This window comes from Streptomyces winkii, from assembly GCF_032248595.1.
In the GTDB taxonomy this organism is placed as follows: Bacteria; Actinomycetota; Actinomycetes; order Streptomycetales; family Streptomycetaceae; genus Streptomyces; species Streptomyces winkii.
This window is the reverse complement of sequence record NZ_JASTTH010000006.1, coordinates 203,689-227,314: the sequence shown is the minus strand read 5'-3', so window position 1 is coordinate 227,314 and position 23,626 is coordinate 203,689. Positions and strand designations below refer to the sequence as shown.

Annotated in this window: 20 protein-coding genes; 10 read left to right on the top strand and 10 right to left on the bottom strand. The window is 71.4% G+C overall.

The genetic code is table 11. The annotated features are described in order from the left end of the window. The first annotated feature begins 358 nt into the window (after positions 1 to 358). From QQM67_RS19900 to QQM67_RS19885, 4 genes are all read left to right on the top strand, one after another. Entirely contained in the window at positions 359 to 1,948 is a 1,590-nt protein-coding gene (locus QQM67_RS19900) for a hydantoinase/oxoprolinase family protein (protein WP_314175317.1), read from the top strand. Then, positions 1,948 to 3,045, top strand: coding sequence for a DUF917 domain-containing protein (locus QQM67_RS19895; RefSeq protein ID WP_314175316.1), 1,098 nt, complete (start codon positions 1,948 to 1,950; stop codon positions 3,043 to 3,045). Before QQM67_RS19900 ends, QQM67_RS19895 begins: the two co-directional genes overlap by 1 nt. A 61-nt stretch (positions 3,046 to 3,106) precedes the next feature. Further along, a complete protein-coding gene (locus tag QQM67_RS19890; protein WP_314175315.1) occupies positions 3,107 to 4,171 on the top strand; it encodes a DUF917 domain-containing protein in 1,065 nt (354 codons plus the stop codon). Further along, positions 4,168 to 5,733, top strand: coding sequence for a helix-turn-helix domain-containing protein (locus QQM67_RS19885; RefSeq protein ID WP_314175314.1), 1,566 nt, complete (start codon positions 4,168 to 4,170; stop codon positions 5,731 to 5,733). The genes QQM67_RS19890 and QQM67_RS19885 overlap by 4 nt, the downstream gene beginning before the upstream one ends. Positions 5,734 to 5,914: 181 nt before the next feature. Here the strand turns inward: QQM67_RS19885 and QQM67_RS19880 are convergent, their stop codons facing one another. From QQM67_RS19880 to QQM67_RS19865, 4 genes are read right to left on the bottom strand one after another with little or no spacing between them, the layout of a single operon-like run. Then, entirely contained in the window at positions 5,915 to 8,131 is a 2,217-nt protein-coding gene (locus tag QQM67_RS19880; RefSeq protein ID WP_314175313.1) for an ArnT family glycosyltransferase, read from the bottom strand. Next, on the bottom strand, positions 8,128 to 9,651 hold the full coding sequence (locus QQM67_RS19875; RefSeq protein ID WP_314175312.1) for a glycosyltransferase: 1,524 nt from the start codon (positions 9,649 to 9,651) through the stop codon (positions 8,128 to 8,130). The genes QQM67_RS19880 and QQM67_RS19875 overlap by 4 nt, the downstream gene beginning before the upstream one ends. Positions 9,652 to 9,677: 26 nt before the next feature. Next, the gene (locus QQM67_RS19870) at positions 9,678 to 11,336 is read right to left on the bottom strand and encodes a sensor histidine kinase (protein WP_314175310.1); all 1,659 of its coding nucleotides are present in this window, start codon (positions 11,334 to 11,336) and stop codon (positions 9,678 to 9,680) included. A 38-nt stretch (positions 11,337 to 11,374) separates the two neighbouring features. Further along, positions 11,375 to 12,151 carry a response regulator transcription factor gene (locus QQM67_RS19865; RefSeq protein ID WP_314175309.1) on the bottom strand — a complete coding sequence of 259 codons (777 nt, stop codon included), beginning with the start codon at positions 12,149 to 12,151 and terminating at the stop codon, positions 11,375 to 11,377. A gap of 331 nt (positions 12,152 to 12,482) precedes the next feature. Here QQM67_RS19865 and QQM67_RS19860 point away from each other — a divergent pair, with 331 nt between their 5' ends. Together QQM67_RS19860 and QQM67_RS19855 are read left to right on the top strand one after the other, a co-directional pair. Further along, entirely contained in the window at positions 12,483 to 12,968 is a 486-nt protein-coding gene (locus QQM67_RS19860) for a cation:proton antiporter regulatory subunit (protein ID WP_314175308.1), read from the top strand. A 3-nt stretch (positions 12,969 to 12,971) separates the two neighbouring features. Continuing rightward, positions 12,972 to 14,234: a cation:proton antiporter gene (locus QQM67_RS19855; protein WP_314175307.1), complete on the top strand. Its 1,263-nt coding sequence runs from the start codon at positions 12,972 to 12,974 to the stop codon at positions 14,232 to 14,234. A 389-nt stretch (positions 14,235 to 14,623) separates the two neighbouring features. On the opposite strand, the gene QQM67_RS19850 is transcribed toward QQM67_RS19855, so the two are convergent. The 3 genes from QQM67_RS19850 to QQM67_RS19840 all read right to left on the bottom strand — a co-directional run bounded on the left by QQM67_RS19850 (position 14,624) and on the right by QQM67_RS19840 (position 17,793). Beyond that, a complete protein-coding gene (locus QQM67_RS19850; RefSeq protein ID WP_314175306.1) occupies positions 14,624 to 15,874 on the bottom strand; it encodes an MFS transporter in 1,251 nt (416 codons plus the stop codon). 253 nt (positions 15,875 to 16,127) lie between these two features. Further along, positions 16,128 to 16,952, bottom strand: a complete 825-nt coding sequence (locus QQM67_RS19845; protein WP_314175305.1) for an aldo/keto reductase — start codon at positions 16,950 to 16,952, stop codon at positions 16,128 to 16,130. 46 nt (positions 16,953 to 16,998) lie between these two features. After that, positions 16,999 to 17,793 carry an SDR family NAD(P)-dependent oxidoreductase gene (locus QQM67_RS19840; RefSeq protein ID WP_314175304.1) on the bottom strand — a complete coding sequence of 265 codons (795 nt, stop codon included), beginning with the start codon at positions 17,791 to 17,793 and terminating at the stop codon, positions 16,999 to 17,001. 340 nt (positions 17,794 to 18,133) lie between these two features. Here QQM67_RS19840 and QQM67_RS19835 point away from each other — a divergent pair, with 340 nt between their 5' ends. Both QQM67_RS19835 and QQM67_RS19830 read left to right on the top strand, forming a co-directional pair. Next, positions 18,134 to 18,592, top strand: coding sequence for a MarR family winged helix-turn-helix transcriptional regulator (locus tag QQM67_RS19835; RefSeq protein ID WP_314175303.1), 459 nt, complete (start codon positions 18,134 to 18,136; stop codon positions 18,590 to 18,592). 248 nt (positions 18,593 to 18,840) lie between these two features. Then, positions 18,841 to 19,761: an NADP-dependent oxidoreductase gene (locus QQM67_RS19830; RefSeq protein ID WP_314175302.1), complete on the top strand. Its 921-nt coding sequence runs from the start codon at positions 18,841 to 18,843 to the stop codon at positions 19,759 to 19,761. Positions 19,762 to 19,798: 37 nt separating this feature from the next. Here QQM67_RS19830 and QQM67_RS19825 read toward each other — a convergent pair whose 3' ends face one another. Continuing rightward, entirely contained in the window at positions 19,799 to 20,224 is a 426-nt protein-coding gene (locus tag QQM67_RS19825) for an arsenate reductase ArsC (protein WP_314175301.1), read from the bottom strand. 79 nt (positions 20,225 to 20,303) lie between these two features. On the opposite strand from QQM67_RS19825, the gene QQM67_RS19820 reads away from it, so the two are divergent. Together QQM67_RS19820 and arsB are read left to right on the top strand one after the other, a co-directional pair. After that, complete coding sequence (locus QQM67_RS19820) at positions 20,304 to 20,618, top strand: ArsR/SmtB family transcription factor (protein WP_314175300.1); 315 nt, start codon at positions 20,304 to 20,306, stop codon at positions 20,616 to 20,618. Continuing rightward, positions 20,609 to 21,745 carry an ACR3 family arsenite efflux transporter gene (gene arsB, locus QQM67_RS19815; RefSeq protein WP_314175299.1) on the top strand — a complete coding sequence of 379 codons (1,137 nt, stop codon included), beginning with the start codon at positions 20,609 to 20,611 and terminating at the stop codon, positions 21,743 to 21,745. Before QQM67_RS19820 ends, arsB begins: the two co-directional genes overlap by 10 nt. A 90-nt stretch (positions 21,746 to 21,835) precedes the next feature. Here the strand turns inward: arsB and QQM67_RS19810 are convergent, their stop codons facing one another. Beyond that, entirely contained in the window at positions 21,836 to 22,879 is a 1,044-nt protein-coding gene (locus tag QQM67_RS19810; RefSeq protein WP_314175298.1) for a right-handed parallel beta-helix repeat-containing protein, read from the bottom strand. Between the two features lie 280 nt (positions 22,880 to 23,159). Beyond that, on the bottom strand, positions 23,160 to 23,516 hold the full coding sequence (locus tag QQM67_RS19805; RefSeq protein ID WP_314175297.1) for an ArsR/SmtB family transcription factor: 357 nt from the start codon (positions 23,514 to 23,516) through the stop codon (positions 23,160 to 23,162). Positions 23,517 to 23,626: the final 110 nt, after the last annotated feature.

The following is a 23,626-nucleotide window of genomic DNA, read 5'->3' as shown; positions in this document are numbered from 1 at the left end:
CGGGAACGGAGCGAGGTTCGATTTGAACACGGGGAGTCGGTTTCCGGTACAAGACCCGGCACGGCGATACGGCATCGCAATCGATTTGTTTCCCGGGCCGTTCACAGGACTGCTCGAAGCGTCCTTCTCAAAGCCGTTCACAGAGCGGTTGGCGCCGGACCTCTCCCGGCACTTCTCAGCCGAATCGGCCGATTCGGCTGAATCGCGACTGCACTCCGCTGATTCCCCTCCGCCGGCGCCGTCGGCCGGCGGCCGGAATGCGTATGCCGTCCCGTTGGAGATCGTGAACTTCGCCCGTACGGTGGCCTTCCTGCTCGCCGCCACCACGGCGCGTCAATGATCGAGGAGTTCTCACCACATGCGGATCGGTATCGACGTCGGCGGTACGAACACGGACGCCGTCCTGATGGACGGCGACTCCGTGCTGGCCGACGCGAAGGTCACCACGACCCCCGACGTGACCGATGGAATCGTGAAGGCGGTTCAAGCGCTGCGCGAACGGCGGGACTTCGACCCGGGCGCGGTCACCGGCGTGATGCTCGGGACGACGCACTTCATCAACGCGATCGTCGAGGCGCGCGATCTGGCACCCACCGCGGCCGTACGTCTCGGGCTGCCCGCCACGCAGTCGCTGCCCCCGCTGGTCGGCTGGCCCGGCAACCTGGTGAGCGCCATCGGCGGCCACACATATCTGTGCCACGGCGGCCACGAGTACGACGGACGCGTCATCTCCGACCTCGTCCCCGACGAACTGCACAAGATCGCCGACGATCTCGCCGCCAAGGAGGTCCGGTCGGTCGCCGTCACATCCGTCTTCTCCCTCGTCAACGCCGAGTTCGAGCTGCGGGCGGCGGAGATCCTCGCCGAGCGGCTGCCCGGGCTGCGGGTGAGCCTCTCCCACGAAGTGGGCCGTACGGGCCTGCTGGAGCGCGAGAACGCCACGGTCATCAACGCCGCGCTCGGCGAACTCGCGGAGCGGATCTGCGACGGCATGGTGGCGACGCTGCGCGGTATCGGACTGCACGCGCCGCTGTATCTCAGCCAGAACGACGGCACGCTCATGGGCGTCGACTACGCCCGCCAGTACCCCGTCATGACGTTCGCCTCCGGGCCGACCAACTCGATGCGCGGTGCCGCGTATCTCTCCGGCGTGGACGACTGCGCGGTCGTGGACGTCGGAGGCACGACGACGGACGTCGGCATGCTGCACCACGGCTTCCCGCGGGAGGCCAGCACCGAGGTGAGCGTGGGCGGCATCCGCACCAACTTCCGCATGCCCGACGTGCTGTCCTTCGGCATCGGCGGAGGAAGCCTCGTCCGGCAGGACGACGCGGACGTGAAGGTCGGGCCGGACAGCGTGGGTTACCGCCTTCAGGACGAGGCGCTCGTCTTCGGCGGGAAGACGCTGACCGCCACCGACCTCGTCGTGGCCGCGGGCCGCGCGGACATCGGCGACCCGGAGCAAGTAGCGTCCCTGGACCGGGACTTGGTGACCGCCGGGCTCGGCTACGTCACGGAGCGGATCACCGGGACGATCGACCGGATGCGCACCAGCAGGGCGCTCGTCCCCGTGGTCCTGGTGGGCGGCGGTAGCGTGCTGCTGCCCGAGGAGTTTCCGCTGGCGTCCTCGGTGCTGCGGCCGGAGCAGTTCGCCGTCGCCAACGCCGTCGGCGCCGCGATCGCCCAGATCAGCGGAGACGTGGACCGGATCTACGCCGTCCAGCCGGGGCAGCGGGACGCCGCGCTGGACACGGCCAAGCAGGAGGCCACCGACCGCGCCCTCATCGCCGGCGCCAGACCCGGCACGGTGGAGATCGTCGAAGTGGAGGAGATTCCCCTGGCGTACCTCCCGGGCAATGCGACGCGCATCCGCGTCAAGGCCGTGGGGGATCTGGCCCGGGACGCCTCCGCGCCCTCCCCCGTCGCGCACGGGCCGGGGATCGCCTGATGCCCTGGAACCTCGCCTCCGGCGATCTGGCGGACCTCGCCTGGGGAGCCGCACTGCTCGGCGCGGGCGGCGGCGGCGACCCGTATCTGGGGATGTCACTGGCCGCCGACGCCCTCGCGGCGGCCGGGGAGCCCGTCCGGTTCCTCGACCCCGACGAGCTCGACGAGGACGCTCTCGTCGTCACCGCGGCCATGCTGGGCGCGCCGACCGTCGTCGTGGAGAAGCTTCCCAACGGGGCCGAAGCGGGCCTCGCTGTACGCGCATTGGAGCGTCACCTCGGCCGCCCCGTCACCGCCACGATGCCCGCCGAGTGCGGCGGAATGAACTCGATGGTCCCGTTGGTGGCCGCGGCGAAGCTCGGGCTGCCCGTCGTCGACGCCGACGGCATGGGCCGGGCGTTCCCCGAGCTGTCGATGACGACGTTCGCCGCCTGCGGCCTGCCCGGGTCGCCGATGGCGATCGCGGACGAGCAGGGCAGCGTGGCCGTGGTGGACACAGGATCCGACAACCGGCGGCTGGAGTCGCTGGCCCGCGCCCTCGCCGTCAGCATGGGCGCCTCGGCGTGGATGGCGATCTACGCCATGAGCGGCGCCGACGTCCGCCGTACGGCGGTGCCGCGCACCGTGAGCACGGCGCTCCGGCTCGGACGGGCCGTACGGGAGGCACGCGAGAGCCACCGGGACCCGTTCGCGGCGCTCGGCGAGACGCTGTCGCGCACGGTGTACCGGCACGGGAGGGCCGTCTTCTCGGGCAAGGTCGTCGATGTGGAGCGCCGCACCGCCGAGGGGTTCGCGCGGGGCCGTGCCGCCGTCGCCGCGGACGACTCCGACGCCGCGTGCGAACTCGTCTTCCAGAACGAGAATCTCGTGGCGCGGATCGACGGCAGGACCGTCGCGATCGTGCCCGATCTCGTCACCGTGCTCCACGCGGAGACCGGGCAGCCGATCACCACCGAGGGGCTGGCCTTCGGGCAGCGTGTGCGGGTGTTCATGATCTCCGCCCCGGACCGGTTGTGCACCCCCGAGGCGCTCGCGGCGTTCGGACCGCGCGTCTTCGGCATCGAGGAGGACTACCGCCGCGCAGAACCGGCTTCCTGAGGCATATGTCATTTTCGGTCGTTGACCGATTCCGCTTGGTGAGCGCCAGCACAATGGTGGCATGTGGCAGTTCACACTCGAGGACGTGCCGGCGCTCTCCAAGGCCGCGATGCTTCTCGGCGCGGGCGGCGGGGGCGGCACCGGCACGGAACTCGTGGAGCCGATACTCCGGCGGGCGTTACGCGAGCACGGCCCCGTCGAAGTGATGGACCCCGGCGAACTGCCGCCCGAGAGCCTCGCGGTGCCGGTCGGCTTCGTCGGCTCCGGCACGGTCATGCACGAGAAGCCGTACGAGGGCAGCGAGATCGTCCGCGCGATACGCGGAGTCGAAGGGCACACCGGCGTGACGGTGCAGGCCGTGGTCGGCGTCGCCATGACCGGCATCATGGCCGTGGTCCCGGTCATCGCGGCCGCACAGCTCGGACTTCCGCTTGTGGACGCGGACGGCACCGGACGCGGCGTCACCAAGCTCAGCCAGACCACCCTGACGCTCGCCGGGATCGATCTCACCCCGGCGGCGTTCACCGCCGACAAGGGGTCCAACCTCCTGGTGGACGGGGTGAACAGCGCCGACGCCGAGTCGGTGATCCGGTTGTCGATGCCCGCGATGGGCGGCTGGGCCGGCATGGCCTGGCGGCCGCTGTCCATGGACGAGATCGCCAAGGGCATGCTGGTCGGCTCGTACTCCACGGCGATCGAGATGGGGCGCCTGCTCGAAGAGCGCGACCGGGACGGCCTGGCGGAGCGCTACGGAGCGCGGACTCTCTTCGAAGGCAAGGTAGTCGAAGTGCCCCGGCGTCATCTCGGCCAGTTCCCGACCGGCACCGTCGTCGTCGAGCACGCCGAACAGCCCGACCGTGCGCTGCGCATCGAGATGCAGAACGAGTACCTCGTCGCGCTGGAGGACGGCCGGATCGTGGCCTGCGTACCCGACTTGATCTGTGTGCTGGATCAGGAGACGGGTACGTGTCTGACGGCCGAGCGTGTGCGCTACGGACTGTGGGTCGAAGTGCTGGCCATCCCCTGCCATCCCCAGTGGCGCAGCGCGGCCGGGCTGGAGCTGCTCGGGCCCCGGGCCTTCGGCTACGACATGGACTACGTGCCCCTGGAGGGAACGGCCGGATGACGGTGTCGTCCTGGCAGCCCGTCACGGTCCGCATGCTGTGCGGGCTGGAGGGCCTGGTGGGCGCGCATCTCGCCGCCGGACAGGCCGGCCTCGACCAGGAGGTGCGCTCCATCGAGGTCGTATCGACCCTGGCCAGCGCGGAGTCGGTCACTCAGGGCGCGCTCGTCATCGCGGCCCCGGGGGAGACGGAGCTGGTCGTCCTCGACATGATGCTCAGCGCCGTACGGGCGGCGGGTGCGGTCGGGTTCGTGGTGACCAAGGGCCCGCACCTGGTCGGATCGGCCACGCGGCTGGCGGCCAAGCTGGGCATGCCGCTGCTCGTCGCCACGTTCAAGGACCCTCTTCAGCTGGCGCGGCAGCTCGACCGCGTCGTGCACGCGCCCGAGTTGGTACGGGCGGACGTGCTGAGCCAGCTCGGACGGCAGCTGCGCCGCCGCCACACAGAGCCGGGTCCGGTGCTGGAGACCCTGGCACGCATGCTGAGCGGACGGGCGAGCCTGGTCTCCCCGGTCGGCACCGTGCTCTCCGGGTCCGCCCTGGAGCTGCCTGAGGACGCCCTGGCCGACCCCGCACCGCACACCGTGCCGGGTGCCGCCGACGGCCGGGACGGCGACCTCGTGCTGGTTCCCGTCGTCCTCGACGCCCAGGCGGGGCCCGATGTGTGGCTCGCGGTGAAACTGCCGCCGGGCCCCCGGAGTTGGACGACCACCGCCGAGGAGGCCGCAGCGATCGCCGCGTCCGCGATCACCGGCTGGGCGGCGCGGCGGCGGCTCGAAGGGGAACGCGATCTGCGCGAACGCCGCGATCTGCTCTCCGAGTTGCTGAAGAAGCCGGGGCACGTCAAGCGCGAGGTCGCGGAGAACGGCCTGAAGCTCGGCTGGCAGGTGCACGGCTGGCACACCGGCGTACACCTCCGCTCGATGCGCCACACCCCGAACCGGCGGCGCACGACGGACGTACTGAACGCCGCGCTGTCCGAGCAGGGCCTGAACGGCCACCTCGTGGAGCGCGGAGAGGGCTGGGCGTTCTGGGTCACCGCCGAGCGCGAGCCGTCGCACGCCTCCTCCAAGGACGTGGTCAAGCCGCTGCGGGCCGCGCTGACTTCGCTGTCCGAGGAGGCTCCGGTGATCGCCGGCGTGGGGCGGCCCCGGGAGGGGCCGGAGGGTCTGGCCAGGACCCTCACCGAGGCGCGGCAGGCGTGCCTGCTGGCCTGCACGGGAGCCCGCGGGGTGCGGGTCGCGCACATCGACGAGCTGGACCTGCAACGGCTGCTCGCCGACTGGTACAGCCTGGAGTCGTTCCAGACGTACTCCCGGCAGATCCTCAAGCCGCTCTCCGACCGCGGCGAGACGGAGCTGATCCGTACGGTCGAGGCGTACCTCGAACACGAGTCGTCCGCGTCGTCGACTGCCGCCTATCTGGGCATTCACCGCAATACCGTCGCGGAGCGGATCGCACGCGTCGAGAGCCTGCTCGAAGTGAACCTCGCGCTGCCCGACCACCGGCTCGTGATGCAACTGGCCTGCCGCACGCTGCGGTTCGGCGACCGGCGGGCGTCGTGAGCGGCGTGCTCTCCGCCGCGGCGGCGCCGCCGGGCACCTGACCTGTGCCCCACGTCCCGGCGGTCGCCGTGCCGGTGCACGTGCGGACACGCGGACGCGACGCGCGCCCGGCCGCGCTTCCCCTCGGCGGTGCGACCGGGACGGCCTCGCGTCCGCTACCCCCTCTTCTCGCTACTTCTCCCTACTTCTCCTTTGTCAGGTCGTAGACGGTCGTCCCGTCGACCGTCTCCTTGGCGTAGTGCTTCGCGACCCAGTCGGCGATGCCGGACGAGCCTCCGCTCCGCCCGCCCTTTCCGGGGCCGCCCCCTCCGGCCGGGCCGTCGCCGCCGAGGAAGTAGTGGATCTCGCCGTCGCGCACGTACTCCTTGAACTGCCCCAACGTCGGAGCGGGGTCGGTGCCGTTGAAGCCGCCGATGGACATCACGGGCCGTTCCGCGGCGAGTTGGTAGCCGGCGCCGCTCATCGCGCCGACGGTCGCCGCGGTCCAGGTGTAGTCGCCGGCGTCCTGCGCCAGCTTCGCCTTGAGCGCCTTGCCGACCTTCTGGCCGTTGAGCAGCCCGCCCATGGGGCCGCCCGCGGTCATGCGCTCCGCGCCCTCGCCGCCGAAGCCCCCGCCGGGCGGTGCGTTGCCCGGCATGCCGCGCTGGGCCTGCCCGCCCCCGGGGAAGCCGGGCGGCAACTGCCCTTGGCGGCCGGACTGTTGGCCGCCCCTGCCGCCGTCCGTACCGCCGGGCTGCCCCGGGCGCTCCTGACCGCCGCCGAGGCGGACGAAGCCGGGGCCGCCGCCAGGTCCGGAGCGCGCCACGGCGGGGCCCGCCGTCACGATCGCGCCGCTGTGCGCCGTGTTCACGGTGCTCAGGGTGTACGCGAGGGGCCCGGCCACCGACGCCGCCAAGCCCAGCCCCGCCAGCGCCAGCCCTGCCCGAGCCGCCCCTGCCCGAGCCGCCCCTGTCCGGGTCGGTCCTGCCGGGCGCGCGGCGTCCGTCTCAACTCGCCGCGGCAGCACGGCCGTCGCCGCCAGCCCGAGCGCGGCCGGCACCCCCGCCGCGAGGACCGCCCACTTGAGCCATGGCAGCCAGCCGGGCGTCCGCGCCAGCAGCACGTACGACCACACCACCGTGACCGCGACCGCGCACGCGAGCACCACCGCCGCGGCGCGCTCCGTACGACGCCGCCACAGCAGCACCGCACCGATCGCCACGACCGCGGCGACATAGGGCGCGAGCGCGACGGTGTAGTACTCGTGGAAGATCCCCGACATCAGGCTGAAGACGGCGCAGGTGATCAGCAGCGAGCCGCCCCAGGCCGCGAGTGCCGCGCGCTGTACGTCCGTACGGGCCGCCTTGCGGGTCAGCACGAGCGCCGCGACGAGCAGGAGGAGCGCGGCGGGCAGAAGCCAGGAGATCTGGCCGCCCGTCATCTCGTTGAACATCCGCCCGATGCCGCTGTTCCCGAACGGCCCGCCGCCGGGCCCGCCACCCGGTCCGCCGCCGGGTCCGCCGCCCGGTCCGCCGCCCGCGCGACCGGCCCCGGGGCCGACGCTGCCGGGCTCGTTCCCCGTGATGCGGCCCAATCCGTTGTAGCCGAGGGTCAGTTCGAGGAAGCTGTCGTGCTGCGAGCCGCCGACGTACGGACGCGAACCGGCCGGCCACAGCTCCACGAGCGCGACCCACCAGCCGGCGCTCGTCACCATCGCGAGCCCCGCGAGCAGCAGCCGCCCGATACGGCGCCGCAAGGGCGCGGCCGCGCACACGAGATAGACCACGGCCAGCGGCGGCACGATCAGCCACGCCTGAAGTGTCTTGACCAGGAAGGCGAATCCGAAACAGACGCCGCACAGCAGCAGCCACCTGCCGCGCGTGTCCTCGAGTGCGCGCAGCAGGCAGTACACGGCGCACACGCTCAGCAGACACAGCAGCGCGTCCGGGTTGTTGAACCGGAACATCAGCGCCGCGACCGGCGTGAGCGCCGTCAGCGCGCCCGCGAGGAGTCCCGCCGCCGGCCCGAACCAGCGCCGTACGGATGCGTACAGGACGGCGACGGTGGCGACGCCCGCCAGCGCCTGCGGCACCAGGATCTGCCACGCGCCCAGCCCGAACAGCCGCACGGAGAGGGCCATCGGCCAGAGCGCGGCCGGCGGCTTGTCGACGGTGATGACGTTGCCGGAGTCGAGGGAGCCGAAGAGGAACGCCTTCCAGCTCTCGCTGCCGGCCTGAGCGGCCGCGGAGTAGAAGGAGTTGGCGTATCCGGAGGCGCCCAGCCCGTACAGGAAGAGAACAGCCGTCAGGGCGAGCAGCGTCCAGTAGGCGGGCCGCTCCCAGCCGGGGCGGGAGCGGTCGCGGGCCGCGGTCCGGCCGGTGAGGAGGCCGAAGGGCCGGGAACGGGCAAGGGCGGTCATGGGGTGGTCCGTTCGGTAGAGGTGTCGTCGTCACCGGCGTCGTCGAGGCGCTCGCCCTCGACGCCGCCGTGGTCCAACGGGGCGCCGGCGCCGCCCGGTCGGGCCTCCGCGGCCGGAGACGCCCCGCGGTCGCGCCGGTCGTCGGTTTGTGCGCCGTGGGCATGTGCGTCATGGCCTTCCCCCGCGAAGACCCATGTGCGGAAGAGCAGGAAGCGCAGCAGCGTCGCGGCCAGATTGGCGACGACCAGCACGGCCAGCTCCGCCGAGTGCGCGGCATGCGGGTCGGCCGCATCGAGCCCGGCGAGCGACCCGCTGGTGAGCGCCAGCCCGATCCCGAAGACCAGCAGCCCTTGCGCCTGGTGCCGTACGACGCCCGCGCGCCCGCGGACCCTGAAGGTATGACGCCTGTTGGCGGCCGTGTTGGCGAGAGCGGTCAGAAGCAGCGCGAGCCCGTTGGCGTACTGCGGGCCCAGTCCGAGACGCAGCAGCGAGTAGAGCGCGAGATACGCGAGGGTGCTGAGCGCGCCGACCACGCAGAAGCCGACCAGCTGGCGGGCGAGGCCGTTCGGCACTCCGCGCAGGGCGCGATCGCGCGGGTCGTCCCCGAAGGGGCGGCGCAGCCGTGCGAGGGGCAGCGCGCCCGAGGCCAGCGCCCGCCCCACCCGCCATACGCCGCGCAGGTCGGCCAGTGCTGTGCGCACGAGGTCGACCCGGCTGTCGGGGTCGTCGACCCAGTCGACCGGCACCTCGTGGATGCGCAGCCCGGCGCGTTCGGCGAGCACCAGCAGCTCCGTGTCGAAGAACCACCCGGTGTCCTCGACGAGCGGGAGCAGCCGGTCGGCCACATCGCCGCGGACCGCCTTGAAGCCGCACTGCGCGTCGGAGAAGCGCGTGGAGAGCGAGCCGCGGAGGATCAAGTTGTAGGCGCGGGAGATCAGTTCGCGCTTCGGGCCCCGTACCACCCGTGAACCGCCCGCCAGCCGGGTCCCGATGGCGAGGTCGGAGTGCCCCGATATCAGCGGTGCGACCAGCGGCAGCAGGGCGTTGAGGTCGGTGGACAAGTCGACGTCCAGATAGGCGCGCACGGGCGCGTCCGAACGGCTCCACACCGTGTGCAGCGCCCGGCCGCGGCCCTTCTTCTCCAGTCGTACGGCGACCACGTCGCTCAGCTCGACCGCCAGCCTCGTGGCGATCCGCTGGGTGCGGTCGGTGCTGGCGTTGTCGGCGATGGTGATGCGGAATTCGTACGGGAAGTGGCGGCTGAGGTATCCGTGCAGGCGCCGCACGGAAGTCTCCAGGGCGGCCTCCTCGTTGTGGACGGGCACGACGACGTCCAGCACGGTCGTGTCCGGGCTCTTCGCGGGGGCCGCTGTCGCATGCGCCGCTGTGGCGTTCGCTGTGGCTGTGGCCGTCGTCGCTGCCGTCGGCGGTGCCGTCCCCGGCGCGGGGGGCCGTGGCAGCGGGCTCCGGGCCGGCAGGGATTCCGCGGAGGGTTCCGTCGGCGGGGTGTCTGTTCGCATGTCCCGAACAGTTGCCAACTGCCCTGTCAGGAGCGTGTGCTGAGGCTGTGTGTGGCCTGTGAATCGTCTTGTGCCGCGTGTTGCTCCTGAGCCGTCTGTTCCTGCCGGTCCGGGTGCGCGGCGCGTTCCGCCCGGCCCGCGGACGGCAGCCGCACGGCGAAGACCGTACGTCCCGGCGCGCTGTCCACCGTGACGTGCCCGCCGTGTGCGGCGACGACGGCGCTCACGATGGCCAGGCCGAGGCCCGTGCTGCCGTGTGCGCGGGAGCGCGCGGCGTCGCCGCGGGTGAAGCGCTCGAAGATGTGCGGCAGTACGTCCGCGGGGATGCCGGGGCCGTCGTCCTCCACCTCGACGACGACCTCGCCGGTACCGGTGCCGGGGCGCACGCGTGCCGTGACGGTGGCGCCGGTGGGTGTGTGCGTACGCGCGTTGGCGAGCAGATTGACGAGCACCTGCTGCAACCGCGTGCCGTCGCCCCGGACTTCGACCGGTTCGGCAGGCAGCTCCAGCCGCCACACATGGCCTGGCCCGGCCGCCCGGGCGTCGCTGACCGCGTCCACGACGAGCGACGACAGGCTCACGTCCGTACGCTCCAGCGGTCTGCCCGCGTCGAGCCGGGCCAGCAGCAGCAGATCCTCCACCAGGCCCGTCATCCTGGCCGCCTCCGCCTCGATCCGGTCGAGGGCGTGCCGGGTGTCCTGCTCCGGCGCGAGGTCCGCGGCCGGGTGGGCACGGCGGGCGGACGGGCCGTCGCCGTTACCGGAACCGGAACCGGGACCGGTACCGGGAGCGCCGGCGACGCCGTGGTCCGTGCCCTCGGAGACCCGCCGGGTCAGCTCCGCGTAGCCGCGGATGGAGGCCAGCGGCGTGCGCAGTTCGTGGCTGGCGTCCGCGACGAACCGGCGCACCCGCGTCTCGCTCTCCTGCCGGGCCTCCAGCGCGGCACCGACGTGCTCCAGCATCCTGTTGAGGGCGGCGCCGACCTGCCCGACCTCGGTACGGGGATCGGTGTCGCGCTCCGAGACCCGGTGGGGCAGCTCCACATCGCCGCTGTGCAGGGGCAGTTGAGTGACGCGGGTCGCCGTCGCCGCGACCCGGCGCAGGGGCCGCAGCGCGATCCGTACCATCGCGGCGCTCGCGATGCCCGCGGCGACCAGCCCGCCCGCGGAGACGCAGATCTCGACCACGACGAGGGTCTTCACGGTCGACTGGACGCCGCTCATCGGCAGACCGACCAGCAGCCCCTGGTCCTCTCCCGGAAGTCCACCGGACTGGACACGGTAGTCACCGAGGCCCGGCAGCGACACCGTGTGCGGACGGCCGTCGCGCGGCACCCCGTCGAGCGACTTGAGCTGGTCGGCCGTCATGCCGGTCAGCCGGTCCGACAGGTCCGTGCCGGGGCCGCCGCCCGGGTCCGTACTGCGCGCGGCACCGGTCAGTCCGCCACCGTCGGTGCGCGCGCCCACGGTTCCGATGGGCTGGCCGGGGATCGCGACGAAGCGCATGTCGTCGGGGCTCGGTTCGGGCCCGCGCGGAGGCCCGTACGAACGCTGCACCGAGGCGCGCAACTCGTCGTCCAGGCGCGACTTCAGGGAGGAGTCGACCGCGATCGCGGTGACCGTGCCGATCACCGCGCACACGACGGCGATCAGCGCGACCGCCGAGACGACGAGCCGGGTGCGCAACGACCGTCGTCTGGGCGGGCGGGGGCCCTGCCGCCGCCTCACGGCCCGCTCTCCGCCAAACCGGCCGGCTCTCCGCCCGGCGCCTCGGGCGGTGCCTTGATGAGATATCCGGCCCCGCGGCGGGTGTGGATCAACGGCGGGCGCCCGGCGTCGATCTTGCGCCGCAGATACGAGATGTACAGCTCGACGACGTTGGCCCGGCCGCCGAAGTCGTAGCTCCACACCCGGTCCAGGATCTGCGTCTTGCTCAGCACCCGGCGCGGATTGCGCATGAGATAGCGCAGCAGCTCGAACTCCGTCGCCGTCAGCTCGATCTCGGCGCCGCCGCGCGTCACTTCGTGGCTGTCCTCGTCGAGCCGCAGATCGCCGACCACGAGCACCGACTCCGTACGTACGGTCAGCGCCCCCGAGCGGCGCAGCAGCCCGCGCAGCCGCGCGACCAGTTCTTCGAGGGAGAACGGCTTGGTGACGTAGTCGTCTCCGCCCGCCGTCAGCCCGGCGAGGCGGTCCTCCAGCGCGTCCTTGGCCGTGAGGAACAGCACCGGGACCTCGGGTAGTTCCCTGCGCAGCCCGCTGAGCACGGACAGCCCGTCCATGTCCGGCAGCATCACATCCAGCACGACGGCGTCCGGCCGCCAGCCCCGTGCGGTGCGCAGCGCCGAGGCGCCGTCGCCCTCGGCCCGGGTCTCCCACCCCTCGTAGCGCAGCGCCATCGACAGCAGGTCGGTGAGCGCGTCCTCGTCGTCGACGACGAGGACCCGGGACGGACGGTGCCGGGAGGGTGCGGCGGCGGCAGCGGCGGCAGCGTCGTTCATACGCACAGATTGGCCGCCCTTCCTGAGAGCAGCCTTTGGGTTTCCTGTGAGAACGCTGAGAACGCTGAGAACGCGGCGACCCGGGCCCCACAGGGCGGGCGCCGGGCGGGGAAGCGGTCGTGCCGATCGCGGGGGAGTGGCCCACGCCACAACCTCCCCGCGTCTGCTTTCCGCCCACATCCGGCCGAATCAGCCCGAGTTGACATTCGGTAAAGTGTCGGTAAAGGTCACCTCGCCCGGGGTGATCGAAGCAGCGCCACGGGCGCCGAGCCGGCCGGCCGGGTCGGCCTCCGTCCGATACCGCCGCGCACGACCAGGGGGACACCCTTCCATGGCCTCTCCGCGTCTGAGCCAGACACCGCTCCCAGGGATCGGGGTCCGCTACGACCTGACCACCCGCGAGCACGACCGGATCTCCGTCGTCGCGCACCGGGACGGCGGGCGGACCGTGAACGCGTACCGCGAGGACGATCCCGACGAGTGCGCGCTGTCGCTGAGGCTCACCGAGAGCGAGACGACCGCGCTTATCGACGCGCTGATGCCCGCCCACCACAGCCCGACCCTGCTGCACACCACCGACCTGGGCCTGGTCGCCGAGCGCATCGAGCTGTCGGCGACCTCGTACTGGAACGGGCGGGTGCTCGGCGAGACGTGCATGCGCACCGAGACCGGGGTGTCGATCGTGGCGGTGCTCCGCCGGGCGGACGCGATCCCCTCACCCGGCCCGGAGTTCCGTCTGGCGGGCGGGGACACGCTGATCGTCATCGGCACCCGCGAGGGCGTCGACGCGGCCGCCGAGATCCTCGGGCGGGGATAGGGCATGCACTCCTCCGCCGTCTTCCTGATCGAGTTCGGGGCGATCATCCTCGGCCTCGGGCTTCTCGGCCGGCTCGCCGGGCGCTTCCAGTTCTCCCCGATCCCGCTGTATCTGCTGGCCGGACTCGCCTTCGGCGAGGGCGGGTTGCTGCCGCTGGGGGCGAGCGAGGAGTTCGTCGCCATCGGCGCCGAGATCGGCGTCATCCTCCTGCTGCTGATGCTCGGCCTCGAATACACCGCCAGTGACCTGGTCTCCAACCTCAAGACCCAGTATCCGGCGGGCCTCGTCGACTGCGCGCTCAACGCCCTGCCGGGTGCCGCTCTCGCGCTGCTGCTGGGCTGGGGCCCGGTGGCCGCGGTGGTGCTGGCAGGGGTCACCTGGATCTCCTCCTCCGGTGTCATCGCCAAGGTGCTGGGGGACCTCGGGCGGCTGGGCAACCGGGAGACTCCGGTGATCTTGAGCGTCCTGGTCCTCGAAGACCTTGCGATGGCGGTCTACCTGCCGATCATCACCGCGCTGCTTGCGGGCGCCGGACTGGCCGCGGGCAGCATCACGCTGGCCATCGCCCTCGGGGTGGCGGGGCTGGTCCTCTTCATCGCGGTGCGCTACGGGCGGCTCATCTCCCGGTTCGTCTCCAGCGACGACGCGGAGAAGCTGCTGCTGGTCGTTCTCGGCCTCACGCTGCTGGTCGCCGGCATCGCCCAGCAGTTGCAGGTCTCCGCCGCGGTCGGGGCGTTCCTGGTGGGCATCGCGCTGTCCGGCGAGGTCGCCGAGGGCGCGCACAACCTGCTGAGCCCGCTGCGCGATCTGTTCGCCGCGGTCTTCTTCGTCTTCTTCGGGCTGCACACCGATCCGGTCAGCATCCCCGCGGTGCTGCTGCCCGCGCTCGGACTGGCGGTGGTCACCGCGGGCACGAAGATCGCCACCGGGTACTGGGCGGCGAAGCGCGCCGGGGTCTCGGTCAAGGGCCGCTGGCGCGCGGGCGGCACCCTGGTCGCGCGGGGCGAGTTCTCCATCGTCATCGCGGGGCTCGCGGTCAGCGCCGGAATCGAGCCGTCCCTGGGCCCGCTGGCCACCGCGTACGTGCTGATCCTGGTCGTCCTCGGGCCGCTCACCGCCCGCTACACCCAGCCGGTCGCGGCCCGCCTCACCCGTCGCCGCTCCGCGCGCACCGCCCCCGACGGGGCTTCCGCGGTTCCGGTACGGAGCAACTCCGCCCGGGAGTCGGCGGATTCAGCCGAGTCCGCGGAGTCGGTGGGCAAGTAGGACGATCTCCGGCGGTCGCGAGCGGGCGGAGTGCTCGGCGCCGCCGGAGGACGTGTCATTCCGTTCCCTCCTCCACCGCCGAGGAGAGGCCGAGGGCCGCGAAGAGGCACGACGGGTCTTCACGGAGCAACTCCTGTGCCGGGAAAGGTGCGTACGGGCCCGGCCGCCTCAACGGGCGGCGGCGGGCGGCCCGTTGCGCTCCCGGCAGGCGACAGAGCCGGTTCGCCTCAAGTACGCGGCGGTGTCCGCGTTCGCGGCGGGGGCCGTCAGGAGCGGCCACGCGACCGCTCCCGGTCTGTCGGATCTGTGGTCCGGCGGTTCTCTTCACCGGGGCTGCGGGGCGGCGGACGGGGCGTCGTCAGGCCGGAACGCCGTCTGCCGATCGAGCCTCAACCCCGGGTCCCTGCCTGCGCCGTGGGCTCGTCGGCCGCGGCGGCCTTCGCTCCGTACGAGCCGCCGCCGTCCCCTCCTCGGCTGCCCCGGTCGCCCCGGTCGACCCGGCCGCGCTCCAGCGCACCGGAGACGACCGCGAGGACGAGCGCCGAGGCGGCCAGCGCCGCGCCCACCCAGTTCGGCGCGGTATAGCCCAGGCCCGCCGCGATGACGACGCCGCCGAGCCAGGCGGACAGCGCGTTCCCGAGGTTGAAGGCGCCGATGTTGACCGCGGAGGCCAGAGTCGGCGCACCGTGCGCCTGGTCGAGCACGCGCTTCTGGAGCGGCGGTACGGTCGCGAAGCCCAGCGCCCCGATCAGGGTGATGGTCACCGCGGCCGCGGCCTTGTCGTGCGCGGTGAGCGTGAAGAGCGCCAGTACGAGGGCGAGCGCGCCCAGCGACACGTAGAGCATGGGCATCAGCGCCCGGTCGGCGAACCGCCCGCCGAGCAGGTTCCCGCCGACCATGCCGAGCCCGAAGAGGACGAGAAGCGGCGTGATGGACGAGTCGGCGAACCCGGCGACGTGCGTCATCATCGGCGTGATGTAGGTGATGGCGGCGAAGACCCCTCCGAAGCCGAGCACGGTCATCGCCATGGCGAGGAGCACCTGCGCGTTCTTGAACGCGGCCGCTTCGTGGCGCAGCCGTACGCCCTCGGGGCGGGGCATGTCCGGCACGAGCGCGGCGACTCCGGCCAGGCCCAGCACGCCGAGTCCGGCCACGACGAGGAAGGTGACCCGCCAGCCGGCGGCCTGGCCGAGGAAGGTGCCGAGGGGCACTCCGGCGACGTTGGCGACGGTGAGGCCGGTGAACATCATCGAGATCGCGGCCGCTCGCCGCTCCGGCGCGACCAGTTCGGCGGCGACCACCGAGCCGATCCCGAAGAAGGCGCCGTGTGCGAGGGACGCCACGACCCGGCCGGTGAGCATCAGCCCGAAGCCGGGGGCGAGCGCGGAGAGCGCGTTGCCGACGATGAACAGGCCCATCAGCAGCATGAGCATCCGCTTGCGCGGCACCTTGGTGCCGAGGACCGACATGAGCGGTGCACCGATGACGACCCCGAGGGCGTAGCCCGTCACCAGATGGCCCGCGGTGGGGATCGAGACATTCAGGTCGCCGGCCACCTGCGGGAGCAGGCCCATGATGACGAATTCGGTGGTTCCGATTCCGAAGGCCCCGACGGCGAGAGCGAGGAGCGCGAGAGGCAAGGCGAGCCCTTCCGGGAGGAGTTGAGGATGCGCGTTACTGGCGCACACAATAGTTGCGTACGCATGTAGTTGCAAGCGCGGGCTACGCGCGCATTAGCTGTGCCACGCTCGGCGCCCGAGACGCGACCGGACACCCGCATCCGGACGGCGGAGTCCGGACAGCGACGAGGCGCCGCCCTCGGGGGAACAGGGCGGCGCCTCTCGGATGCCGCGCCGCCGTCACGTCATGGGACGGCGGCCGCGCGGCAGTACGTCAGTTGAGCTTGTCGGGGTCGGGGCCGATGCGGGTGCCCTCGTCGAGCGAGCCGATGGCCGCGACGTCATCGTCGGAGAGCGCGAAGTCGAAGACGTCGAAGTTCTGCCGTACGCGCTCGGGCGTGACCGACTTGGGGATGACGACGTTCCCGATCTGGATGTGCCAGCGGAGGATCACCTGGGCCGGAGTCTTGCCGTGTGTCTCCGCGATGGCGGTGATGGCCGGGTTCTGGAGCAGCGCGCCCTGGGCCAGCGGGCTCCAGGCCTCCGTGGCGATGCCGTGCTCGGCGTGGAAGGCGCGCAACTCGCCCTGCTGGAGCTGGGGATGCAGCTCGATCTGGTTGACGGCGGGTACGACGTCCGAGTTCTCCAGCAGCCGGGTCAGGTGGGCGGGCTGGAAGTTGGAGACGCCGATGGCCCTCGCGCGGCCGTCGGCGTGGATCTTCTCCAGCGCCCGCCAGGAGTCGAGGTACCGGTCGCGCGCCGGCAGCGGCCAGTGGATGAGGTAGAGGTCGACGTGATCGAGGCCCAGCTTCTCCAGCGAGGCGTCGAAGGCGCGGAGCGCCTCGTCGTAGCCCTGATCGTCGTTCCACAGCTTGGTGGTGACGAACAGCTCGTCGCGGGGGACGCCGGAGGCGGCGATCGCGCGTCCGACGCCCTCCTCGTTGCCGTAGACGGCGGCGGTGTCGATGCTGCGGTAGCCGGCTTCGAGTGCCGTGCCGACCGCCGCGGCGGTCTCGTCGGCCGGGACCTGGAAGACGCCGAAGCCCAACTGCGGGATGTCGACACCGTTGTTGAGGGCGATCCGGGGGGTGGTGGTCATCGTGTGTATTCCTTTCCTGCCCGGGGTGCCGGGCCCGGGCTCGTGATCAAGGTATGAGGGTCGGAGCCACGCCGCCGTCGACGCGCAGAGCGGCCCCGGTGGTCGCCGAAGCCTGCTCGGACGCCGCGTAGAGGACGAGCGATGCGACCTCGTGCGGACGGATCAGCCTGCCCAGCAGCGACGTCGGACGCTCCTGCTTGATGAACGCCCGCTCGGCCTCCTCGAACGGAACGCCAGGTCCGACGCGGTCGGTGATGAACTCCTCGACACCGGGGGTGAGGGTCGGGCCCGGCAGTACGGAGTTCACGGTGACACCAGTGCCCGCCACCTCCTGGGCCATGCCGCGGGAGAGCGCGAGCTGCGCCGTCTTCGTCATGCCGTAATGGACCATCTCGGTCGGCGTCATGACGGCCGATTCGCTGCTGATGAAGAGGACCCGCCCCCAGCCGCGCCGGACCATCCGCGGAGTGTGGTGCCGCGCCAGCCGCACCCCGCTGAGGACGTTGACGTCGAAGAAGCGCTGCCACTCCTCGTCCGGGATCTCGAAGACCGGGGCGGCCGAGAAGATGCCGGTGTTGTTCACCAGGACGTCGCAGTCGGGCACGGCTTCGATGAGCCGGCGCGTGCCCTCCGCGGTCGACACGTCCGCAGCCACGGGGCGTACGGAATTCGCGGCCGTCTCCTCGGCGACGGCACGAGCCGCCGCCGCGGTGCGTGCCGCGTCGCGTCCGTTGACCACGACGTCGGCGCCGGCAGCCGCCAGCGCGACGGCGACGGCCTTGCCGATCCCGGCGGTGGAGCCGGTGACGACGGCGGTACGGCCGGACAGGTCGATCTGCATGGGGTCCTTCCTTCGTGGCGGCTTCCCTCCCGTCCCCCGGGGCAGGAGCGACCGCCAGTCGTTACAGGCGCGGGGACGCAGGCGTGCAGGGGTGCGGGCTCCCGGTGCGCGGAAGCCCGCATCCCGGAACCTACTTGCGGGCGCGGCTAGTTGCAAACGCGCTATATGGCTCCCCGCCGGTAACGACTGAGCGATGCCCGTCTCGGATGTGCACGCGGTCGCGGACCCCGCGGACCTCGCGGAGGTAATTGCAGACGAGCCATAACGGCGTTAGCGGGATATTGTGCCGCTGCTCTACCCTTGGCACCGGCAGGTTCCTGCTTCGAGGAGGAAGACGGAGATGACCGCGACGGACCCGGCGATGACCGCCCTCGCCCAGAGCTGGTGCGCACTGTCCCTGCTGCACGGCCGCATCGAGACGCACATCGAGCGTGCCTTGCAGTCCGGGCACCGCCTCAGCGTCCGCGAGTTCTCGCTCCTCGACGTACTGAGCCGTCAGCACTCCGGTCCCGGCGGCCATCTCCAGATGAAGCAGGTCGCGGACGCGGTCGTGCTCAGCCAGAGCGCCACAACCCGTCTGGTGACGCGCCTGGAGGACCGCGGCCTGCTGTCGCGCTATCTCTGCCCGACGGACAGGCGGGGCATCTACACCGACGTCACCGACGCCGGCCTCACTCTCCTCGCCGAGGCCAGGCCCACCAACGACACCGCGGTCCGCGAAGCGCTCGACGAGGCGGCCAAGGACGCCGAACTCGCGCCCCTGGTCAGGGCAGTCGAGTCCCTCGGCGCACCGGCCTGAGCCGGACCCGGCTTCGAAGGTCGGTTCCATACGCGCTGCCTGCTCCTGAGGGTTCGTCGGAGAGTTCCGTCGGAGAGTGCCGGGACGGGCCGGAATCCAGCCGCGTCCTCTGACAGCGCGGGGCGCCCTCGGCACCGTCGACTCCGCGAAGCAGGCGCCGGGTGGAGCGGCCAGGGCGGATGAAGTCCCTGCCGCATCAGGGCTACCGTGACCGGAATGATCCACACCCGAACGGGGTTGGAGCGCCCATGAAAGCAATCGCACTGGAGAAGTACGGGTCACCGGACGACCTGAAGCTCGTCGACCTTCCGGAGCCGAAGGTGGCACCGGGGGAGGTGCTGGTCCGGGTGAAGGCGGCCGGGGTCAATCCGGTCGACTGGAAGCTCGCCGCCGGAGGGCTCGACCCGGTCATGGAGTACGGGTTCCCGCTGATCCCCGGGTGGGACGTCGCCGGGGTCGTGGAACGTACGGGCTTCGACGCGGGGGAGTTCGCACCGGGCGACGAGGTCTACGGATACGTCCGCAAGGACTGGGCGCAGAACGGCACATACGCGGAGTTGGTCTCCGCGCCCGTGCGCACGCTGGCCAGAAAGCCCGCCTCGCTGAACTGGCAGGAGGCGGCGGGCGTGCCGCTGGCCGGGCTCACCGCGTACCGGACCCTGAAGCGCGTCGCCGCCGGGAGCGGGGACACGGTGCTGATCCATGCCGCGGCGGGCGGCGTCGGCTCCCTCGGCGTGCAGATCGCGGTCGCCCTCGGGGCGCGGGTCATCGGCACGGCGAGCGAACGGAACCACGAGTTCCTGCGCTCACTCGGGGCGGAACCGGTCACGTACGGGGACGGACTGGCCGACCGCGTACGGCAGTTGACGCCCGACGGCGTCGACGCGGCCCTCGACTTCGTGGGCGGCGGCGCCGTCGACGTCTCGCTGTCCCTCGTCGAGCGGGCCGACCGCGTGGCGTCGATCGCCGAGGGCGAGGTCACGCAGAAGGGCGGACACTACGTCTGGGTGCGCCCGGACGCGGACGACCTGGCGTTCCTCGCGGAACTCGCGGACAGCGGCAAGCTGAAGGTGCACGTGGAAGAGTCCCTTCCGCTGGCCGAGGCGGCGCGGGCATGGCGCCTGAGCCAGGCGGGACGCACCCGCGGGAAGATCGTCCTCACGGTCTGACATCTGACACGGCGACGGGCCCCGGCTGGTCCGCGGATCAGCCGGGGCCCGGAGTGCCCTCCCGATGGATCTCGGCGATGAGCGCCTCGACACGGATCTTGATCTGTTCCCGGATGGGCCGCACGGCTTCAACTCCCTTGCCGGCGGGGTCGTCGAGCTCCCAGTCCAGATACCTCTTGCCGGGAAAGACCGGGCAGGCGTCGCCGCAGCCCATGGTGATGACGTAGTCGGAAGCCCGGACGGCGTCGGTGGTGAGGACCTTGGGTCTGCTGTCGGAGATGTCGATGCCCACCTCCTTCATGGCCTCGACGGCGGCAGGGTTGACGTCCTCGGCGGGCAGGGATCCGGCCGATCGGACGTCCACCTGGTCACCTGCGAGGTGGGAGAGAAAGCCGGCTGCCATCTGGGAGCGCCCGGCGTTGTGCACGCAGACGAACAGCACGGACGCGATGGGAGTGGGCATGAGGTCGGACCCTCTTCCGGAAGTTCTACGAGTCGGCGGGCGCTGGTGTCAGCGCTGACTGATGTGAAAGTATCAGCACATGCTGACGTCAGTCGACACTGACCTGATCCGCGTTCTCGCGGACCCGCTCAGGCTCCGGATCGTGACCCTGCTGGCCCACGAGACCCTCTGCACGACGCACCTGGTGGAGGAGACCGGTGCCCGTCAGACCAACCTCTCCAACCACTTGAAGGTGCTGCGGGACGCGGGGGTCGTCGATACCGAACCGTGCGGCCGCTTCACGTACTACAAGCTGCGGCCCGACGTCATCGAGGCCGTGGCCGGCTCCTTCTCGGACCTCGCTGCGACTGCTCGTGCCACTGCCGCCGCCGACAAGAAGAGGGCATGTCAGTGACACGCACCGAACCTTCGACGTCCACGGCTACGACTACGTCCACGGCCACGACCCCGGAGTCTGAGCCCGGGGTCGTCGCCCAACTGTCCACGCTGGACCGCTTCCTCGCGGTGTGGATCGTGATCGCCATGGGCCTCGGGCTCGGTCTCGGACGGCTCGTCCCCGGCCTGGACAGCGCGCTCAGCCAGGTCGAGATCGGCGGCATCTCGCTGCCGATCGCCGTGGGGCTGCTGGTGATGATGTATCCGGTGCTGGCCAAGGTCCGCTACGACAAGCTGGACGCGGTCACCGGCGACCGGAGGCTCATGCTCTCCTCACTGGTCGTCAACTGGATCCTCGGGCCGGCAGTGATGTTCGCCCTGGCCTGGAGCTTCCTGCCGGACCTGCCCGAGTACCGCACGGGCCTGATCATCGTGGGCCTGGCCCGCTGCATCGCCATGGTCGTCATCTGGAACGACCTGGCATACGGCGACCGCGAGGCCGCCGCCGTCCTCGTCGCCCTCAACTCGCTCTTCCAGGTGCTGGCGTTCGGCCTGCTCGGCTGGCTCTACCTGGGCCTGCTGCCCGGCCTGCTCGGCCTCGGAGAGGGCGAGCAACTGGACATCTCCATGTGGAAGATCGCCTGGAACGTCGTCATCTTCCTCGGCATCCCGCTGCTGGCGGGCTTCCTCACCCGCCGCATCGGCGAGAAGAAGATGGGCCGCGAGTCCTACGAGAACCGGTTCCTGCCGAAGATCGGGCCGTTCGCCCTGTACGGGCTGCTGTTCACCATCGTCATCCTCTTCGCCCTGCAAGGGAAGACGATCACCTCGCAGCCCCTGGACGTCGCCCGTATCGCGCTGCCGCTGCTCGCCTACTTCGCGCTGATGTGGTTCGGCTCGTTCGTCCTCGGCAAGAGCCTCGGCATCCGCTACGACCGCACCGCCACCCTCGCCTTCACCGCGGCGGGCAACAACTTCGAGCTGGCCATCGCGGTGGCCATCGCCACCTTCGGCGTCACTTCGGGCCAGGCGCTCTCCGGCGTCGTCGGCCCGCTGATCGAGGTGCCGGTTCTGGTGGCCCTGGTGTACGTATCGCTGGCCTGGCGACGGAAGTTCGCGCCGTCCGACGCGCTGTCAGCCCGATGACACGACCGCACCTCGTTCACTCGTGTTGATCACCGGCTCCCGAGGCGACGGGCGCAGGGCGGGACCCACTCTCGGGTCCCGCCCTGCGGCTCACTTGCGGGGCTTGATGTCGTCGGAACGCGGGGGGAGTTGAGAGGACGGCGGTGTGGCGGTGGTGCCGGTGGGGTTGGTGCAGCCGGGGACGCTGCCTTCGGGGGTGCAGTTGTCGGGGGTGTTGCGGATGACCTTGCTGGCGGTGAGCGTGACCTGGCCGTTGGCCACGTTGGCGATGCCGCCGCCGGCTGTGATCGCCGTGTTGTGCGTCACCAGGCTCCGTACGAGCGTGGCGGTGCTGGCGTTGTTCGAAAGGCCCGCGCCGGTGACAGCGATGTTGTCCCGGACCGTGGTCGACGTCAGACGAAGGGTGGACCCGTTCGCGTTGCGCAGGCCTCCGCCCTCGATGGCGGTGTTGCCGCGGACCGATACGGACTCCAGGGAGGCGGGACCGTTCCGGTTCTCCAGTCCGCCACCCAGGCTCGTGACCGCCCGGTTCTTGAGCAGGGCCCCGTGCTTCATCGTCAACGTGCCGTCGTTGAGGATGCCGCCGCCGAATTCGTTCGCCGTATTGCGAACGGCGGTGCTGCGGTCGAGGTTGAGCCGTCCTCCGGTGTTGACGAGGCCGCCGCCTTCGAGGGCGTTGTTGTTCCTGACGACCGTACGGTTCAGGTTCAGCGTGCCGCTGGTGTTGGCGATGCCGCCCCCGGTCGTATCGGCGAGGCGACCGCCGCTGACCGTCAGGGAGTTCAGGGTGAGGTCGCCGCCGGAGACGACATGGAGGATGCGGAAGTCCTGGGTCGCGTTCGGGGCACGACGGATGGTGGTGTCGCGGCCGGAGATGGTGACGTTCCCGGTGATCTCCGGAAGGCCGTCGTCCGCGTTGTCGGGTGTGGTGAGGGTGTAGGTGCAGTGGGACGCCAGCGTGATGCGACCACCGCTGGTGTTGGCCTTGTTGATCGCGTTCTTGAGACCGGTGATGTCGTTGCACCGCACGTGAGTTCCTCCGGCGGCATCGGCCGGGCCGGCGGGCAGGACCGCAAGGGACAGGCCCACGCCGACCGCGGCGGCCAGGGAGCCGGATCGCAAGGTGATCTTCATCGCTTCGCCCTCCTCAGGGTGGGGGAGTGAGACGGCACGTAACGCCCGGCGTCCAGCTGCCGTGCTGGTCAGCCGGAGTGATCAGATGGCGCTTCATCCGTAGCCGTGGGAGAGCGCGGCTTCACTTGGCCTACCGCCGAACGGCTCCGGCCCTCGCAGCCGCCGTCCCGAGGACAGGCGCGTATGCGTTTGCGTTCAAGACGCGGTTCTCATGGAGCCCTGAGCGCCGGTCAGCGGCACCAGGAACGAAGTCCGTGCCGCCGCCCGCCAGAAGCCGCTGTCAGCCGGAGGCGGAGAAGCTGCGTGCCATGGAGGCCATCACGCTCGGGGCGACCCGGTAGTACACCCACGTACCGCGCCTTTCGGAGGTCAGGAGTCCGGCCTCGCGCAGCTTCTTGAGGTGGTGGCTGACGGTCGGCTGCGAGACCCCGACGTCAGAGATGTCGCACACGCACGCCTCGCCGCCGGCGTGCGAGGCGATCTGCGAGAACAGCCGCAGCCGCACCGGGTCGCCGAGGGCCTTGAACATCGCGGCCGCCCGCTCCGCCTCCTCGGGCGTCAACGGCCGCTCGTCCAGCGGCGGGCAGCACGGCGCCGCGTCCGTCTCGATCAGCGGCAGGGCCTTGGCATTCGGCATGCGTCTATTTTGACATACGTCGAACAAGGACGGATGTGGTGCGAGTGCCTCGCCACGTGAACGGAACGGGGTCGAGCGAGGACGGGGGACACTGATTCGACTGATTCGAT

Bases quoted from the DNA above. Each gene is read 5' to 3' on its own strand.
- QQM67_RS19900 (WP_314175317.1), top strand. From the start codon at position 359: ATGCGGATCGGTATCGACGTCGGCGGTACGAACACGGACGCCGTCCTG.
- QQM67_RS19895 (WP_314175316.1), top strand. From the start codon at position 1,948: ATGCCCTGGAACCTCGCCTCCGGCGATCTGGCGGACCTCGCCTGGGGA.
- QQM67_RS19890 (WP_314175315.1), top strand. From the start codon at position 3,107: ATGTGGCAGTTCACACTCGAGGACGTGCCGGCGCTCTCCAAGGCCGCG.
- QQM67_RS19885 (WP_314175314.1), top strand. From the start codon at position 4,168: ATGACGGTGTCGTCCTGGCAGCCCGTCACGGTCCGCATGCTGTGCGGG.
- QQM67_RS19880 (WP_314175313.1), bottom strand. From the start codon at position 8,131: ATGACCGCCCTTGCCCGTTCCCGGCCCTTCGGCCTCCTCACCGGCCGG.
- QQM67_RS19875 (WP_314175312.1), bottom strand. From the start codon at position 9,651: ATGCGAACAGACACCCCGCCGACGGAACCCTCCGCGGAATCCCTGCCG.
- QQM67_RS19865 (WP_314175309.1), bottom strand. From the start codon at position 12,151: ATGAACGACGCTGCCGCCGCTGCCGCCGCCGCACCCTCCCGGCACCGT.
- QQM67_RS19860 (WP_314175308.1), top strand. From the start codon at position 12,483: ATGGCCTCTCCGCGTCTGAGCCAGACACCGCTCCCAGGGATCGGGGTC.
- QQM67_RS19855 (WP_314175307.1), top strand. From the start codon at position 12,972: ATGCACTCCTCCGCCGTCTTCCTGATCGAGTTCGGGGCGATCATCCTC.
- QQM67_RS19845 (WP_314175305.1), bottom strand. From the start codon at position 16,952: ATGACCACCACCCCCCGGATCGCCCTCAACAACGGTGTCGACATCCCG.
- QQM67_RS19840 (WP_314175304.1), bottom strand. From the start codon at position 17,793: ATGCAGATCGACCTGTCCGGCCGTACCGCCGTCGTCACCGGCTCCACC.
- QQM67_RS19835 (WP_314175303.1), top strand. From the start codon at position 18,134: ATGACCGCGACGGACCCGGCGATGACCGCCCTCGCCCAGAGCTGGTGC.
- QQM67_RS19830 (WP_314175302.1), top strand. From the start codon at position 18,841: ATGAAAGCAATCGCACTGGAGAAGTACGGGTCACCGGACGACCTGAAG.
- QQM67_RS19825 (WP_314175301.1), bottom strand. From the start codon at position 20,224: ATGCCCACTCCCATCGCGTCCGTGCTGTTCGTCTGCGTGCACAACGCC.
- QQM67_RS19820 (WP_314175300.1), top strand. From the start codon at position 20,304: ATGCTGACGTCAGTCGACACTGACCTGATCCGCGTTCTCGCGGACCCG.
- arsB (WP_314175299.1), top strand. From the start codon at position 20,609: ATGTCAGTGACACGCACCGAACCTTCGACGTCCACGGCTACGACTACG.
- QQM67_RS19810 (WP_314175298.1), bottom strand. From the start codon at position 22,879: ATGAAGATCACCTTGCGATCCGGCTCCCTGGCCGCCGCGGTCGGCGTG.
- QQM67_RS19805 (WP_314175297.1), bottom strand. From the start codon at position 23,516: ATGCCGAATGCCAAGGCCCTGCCGCTGATCGAGACGGACGCGGCGCCG.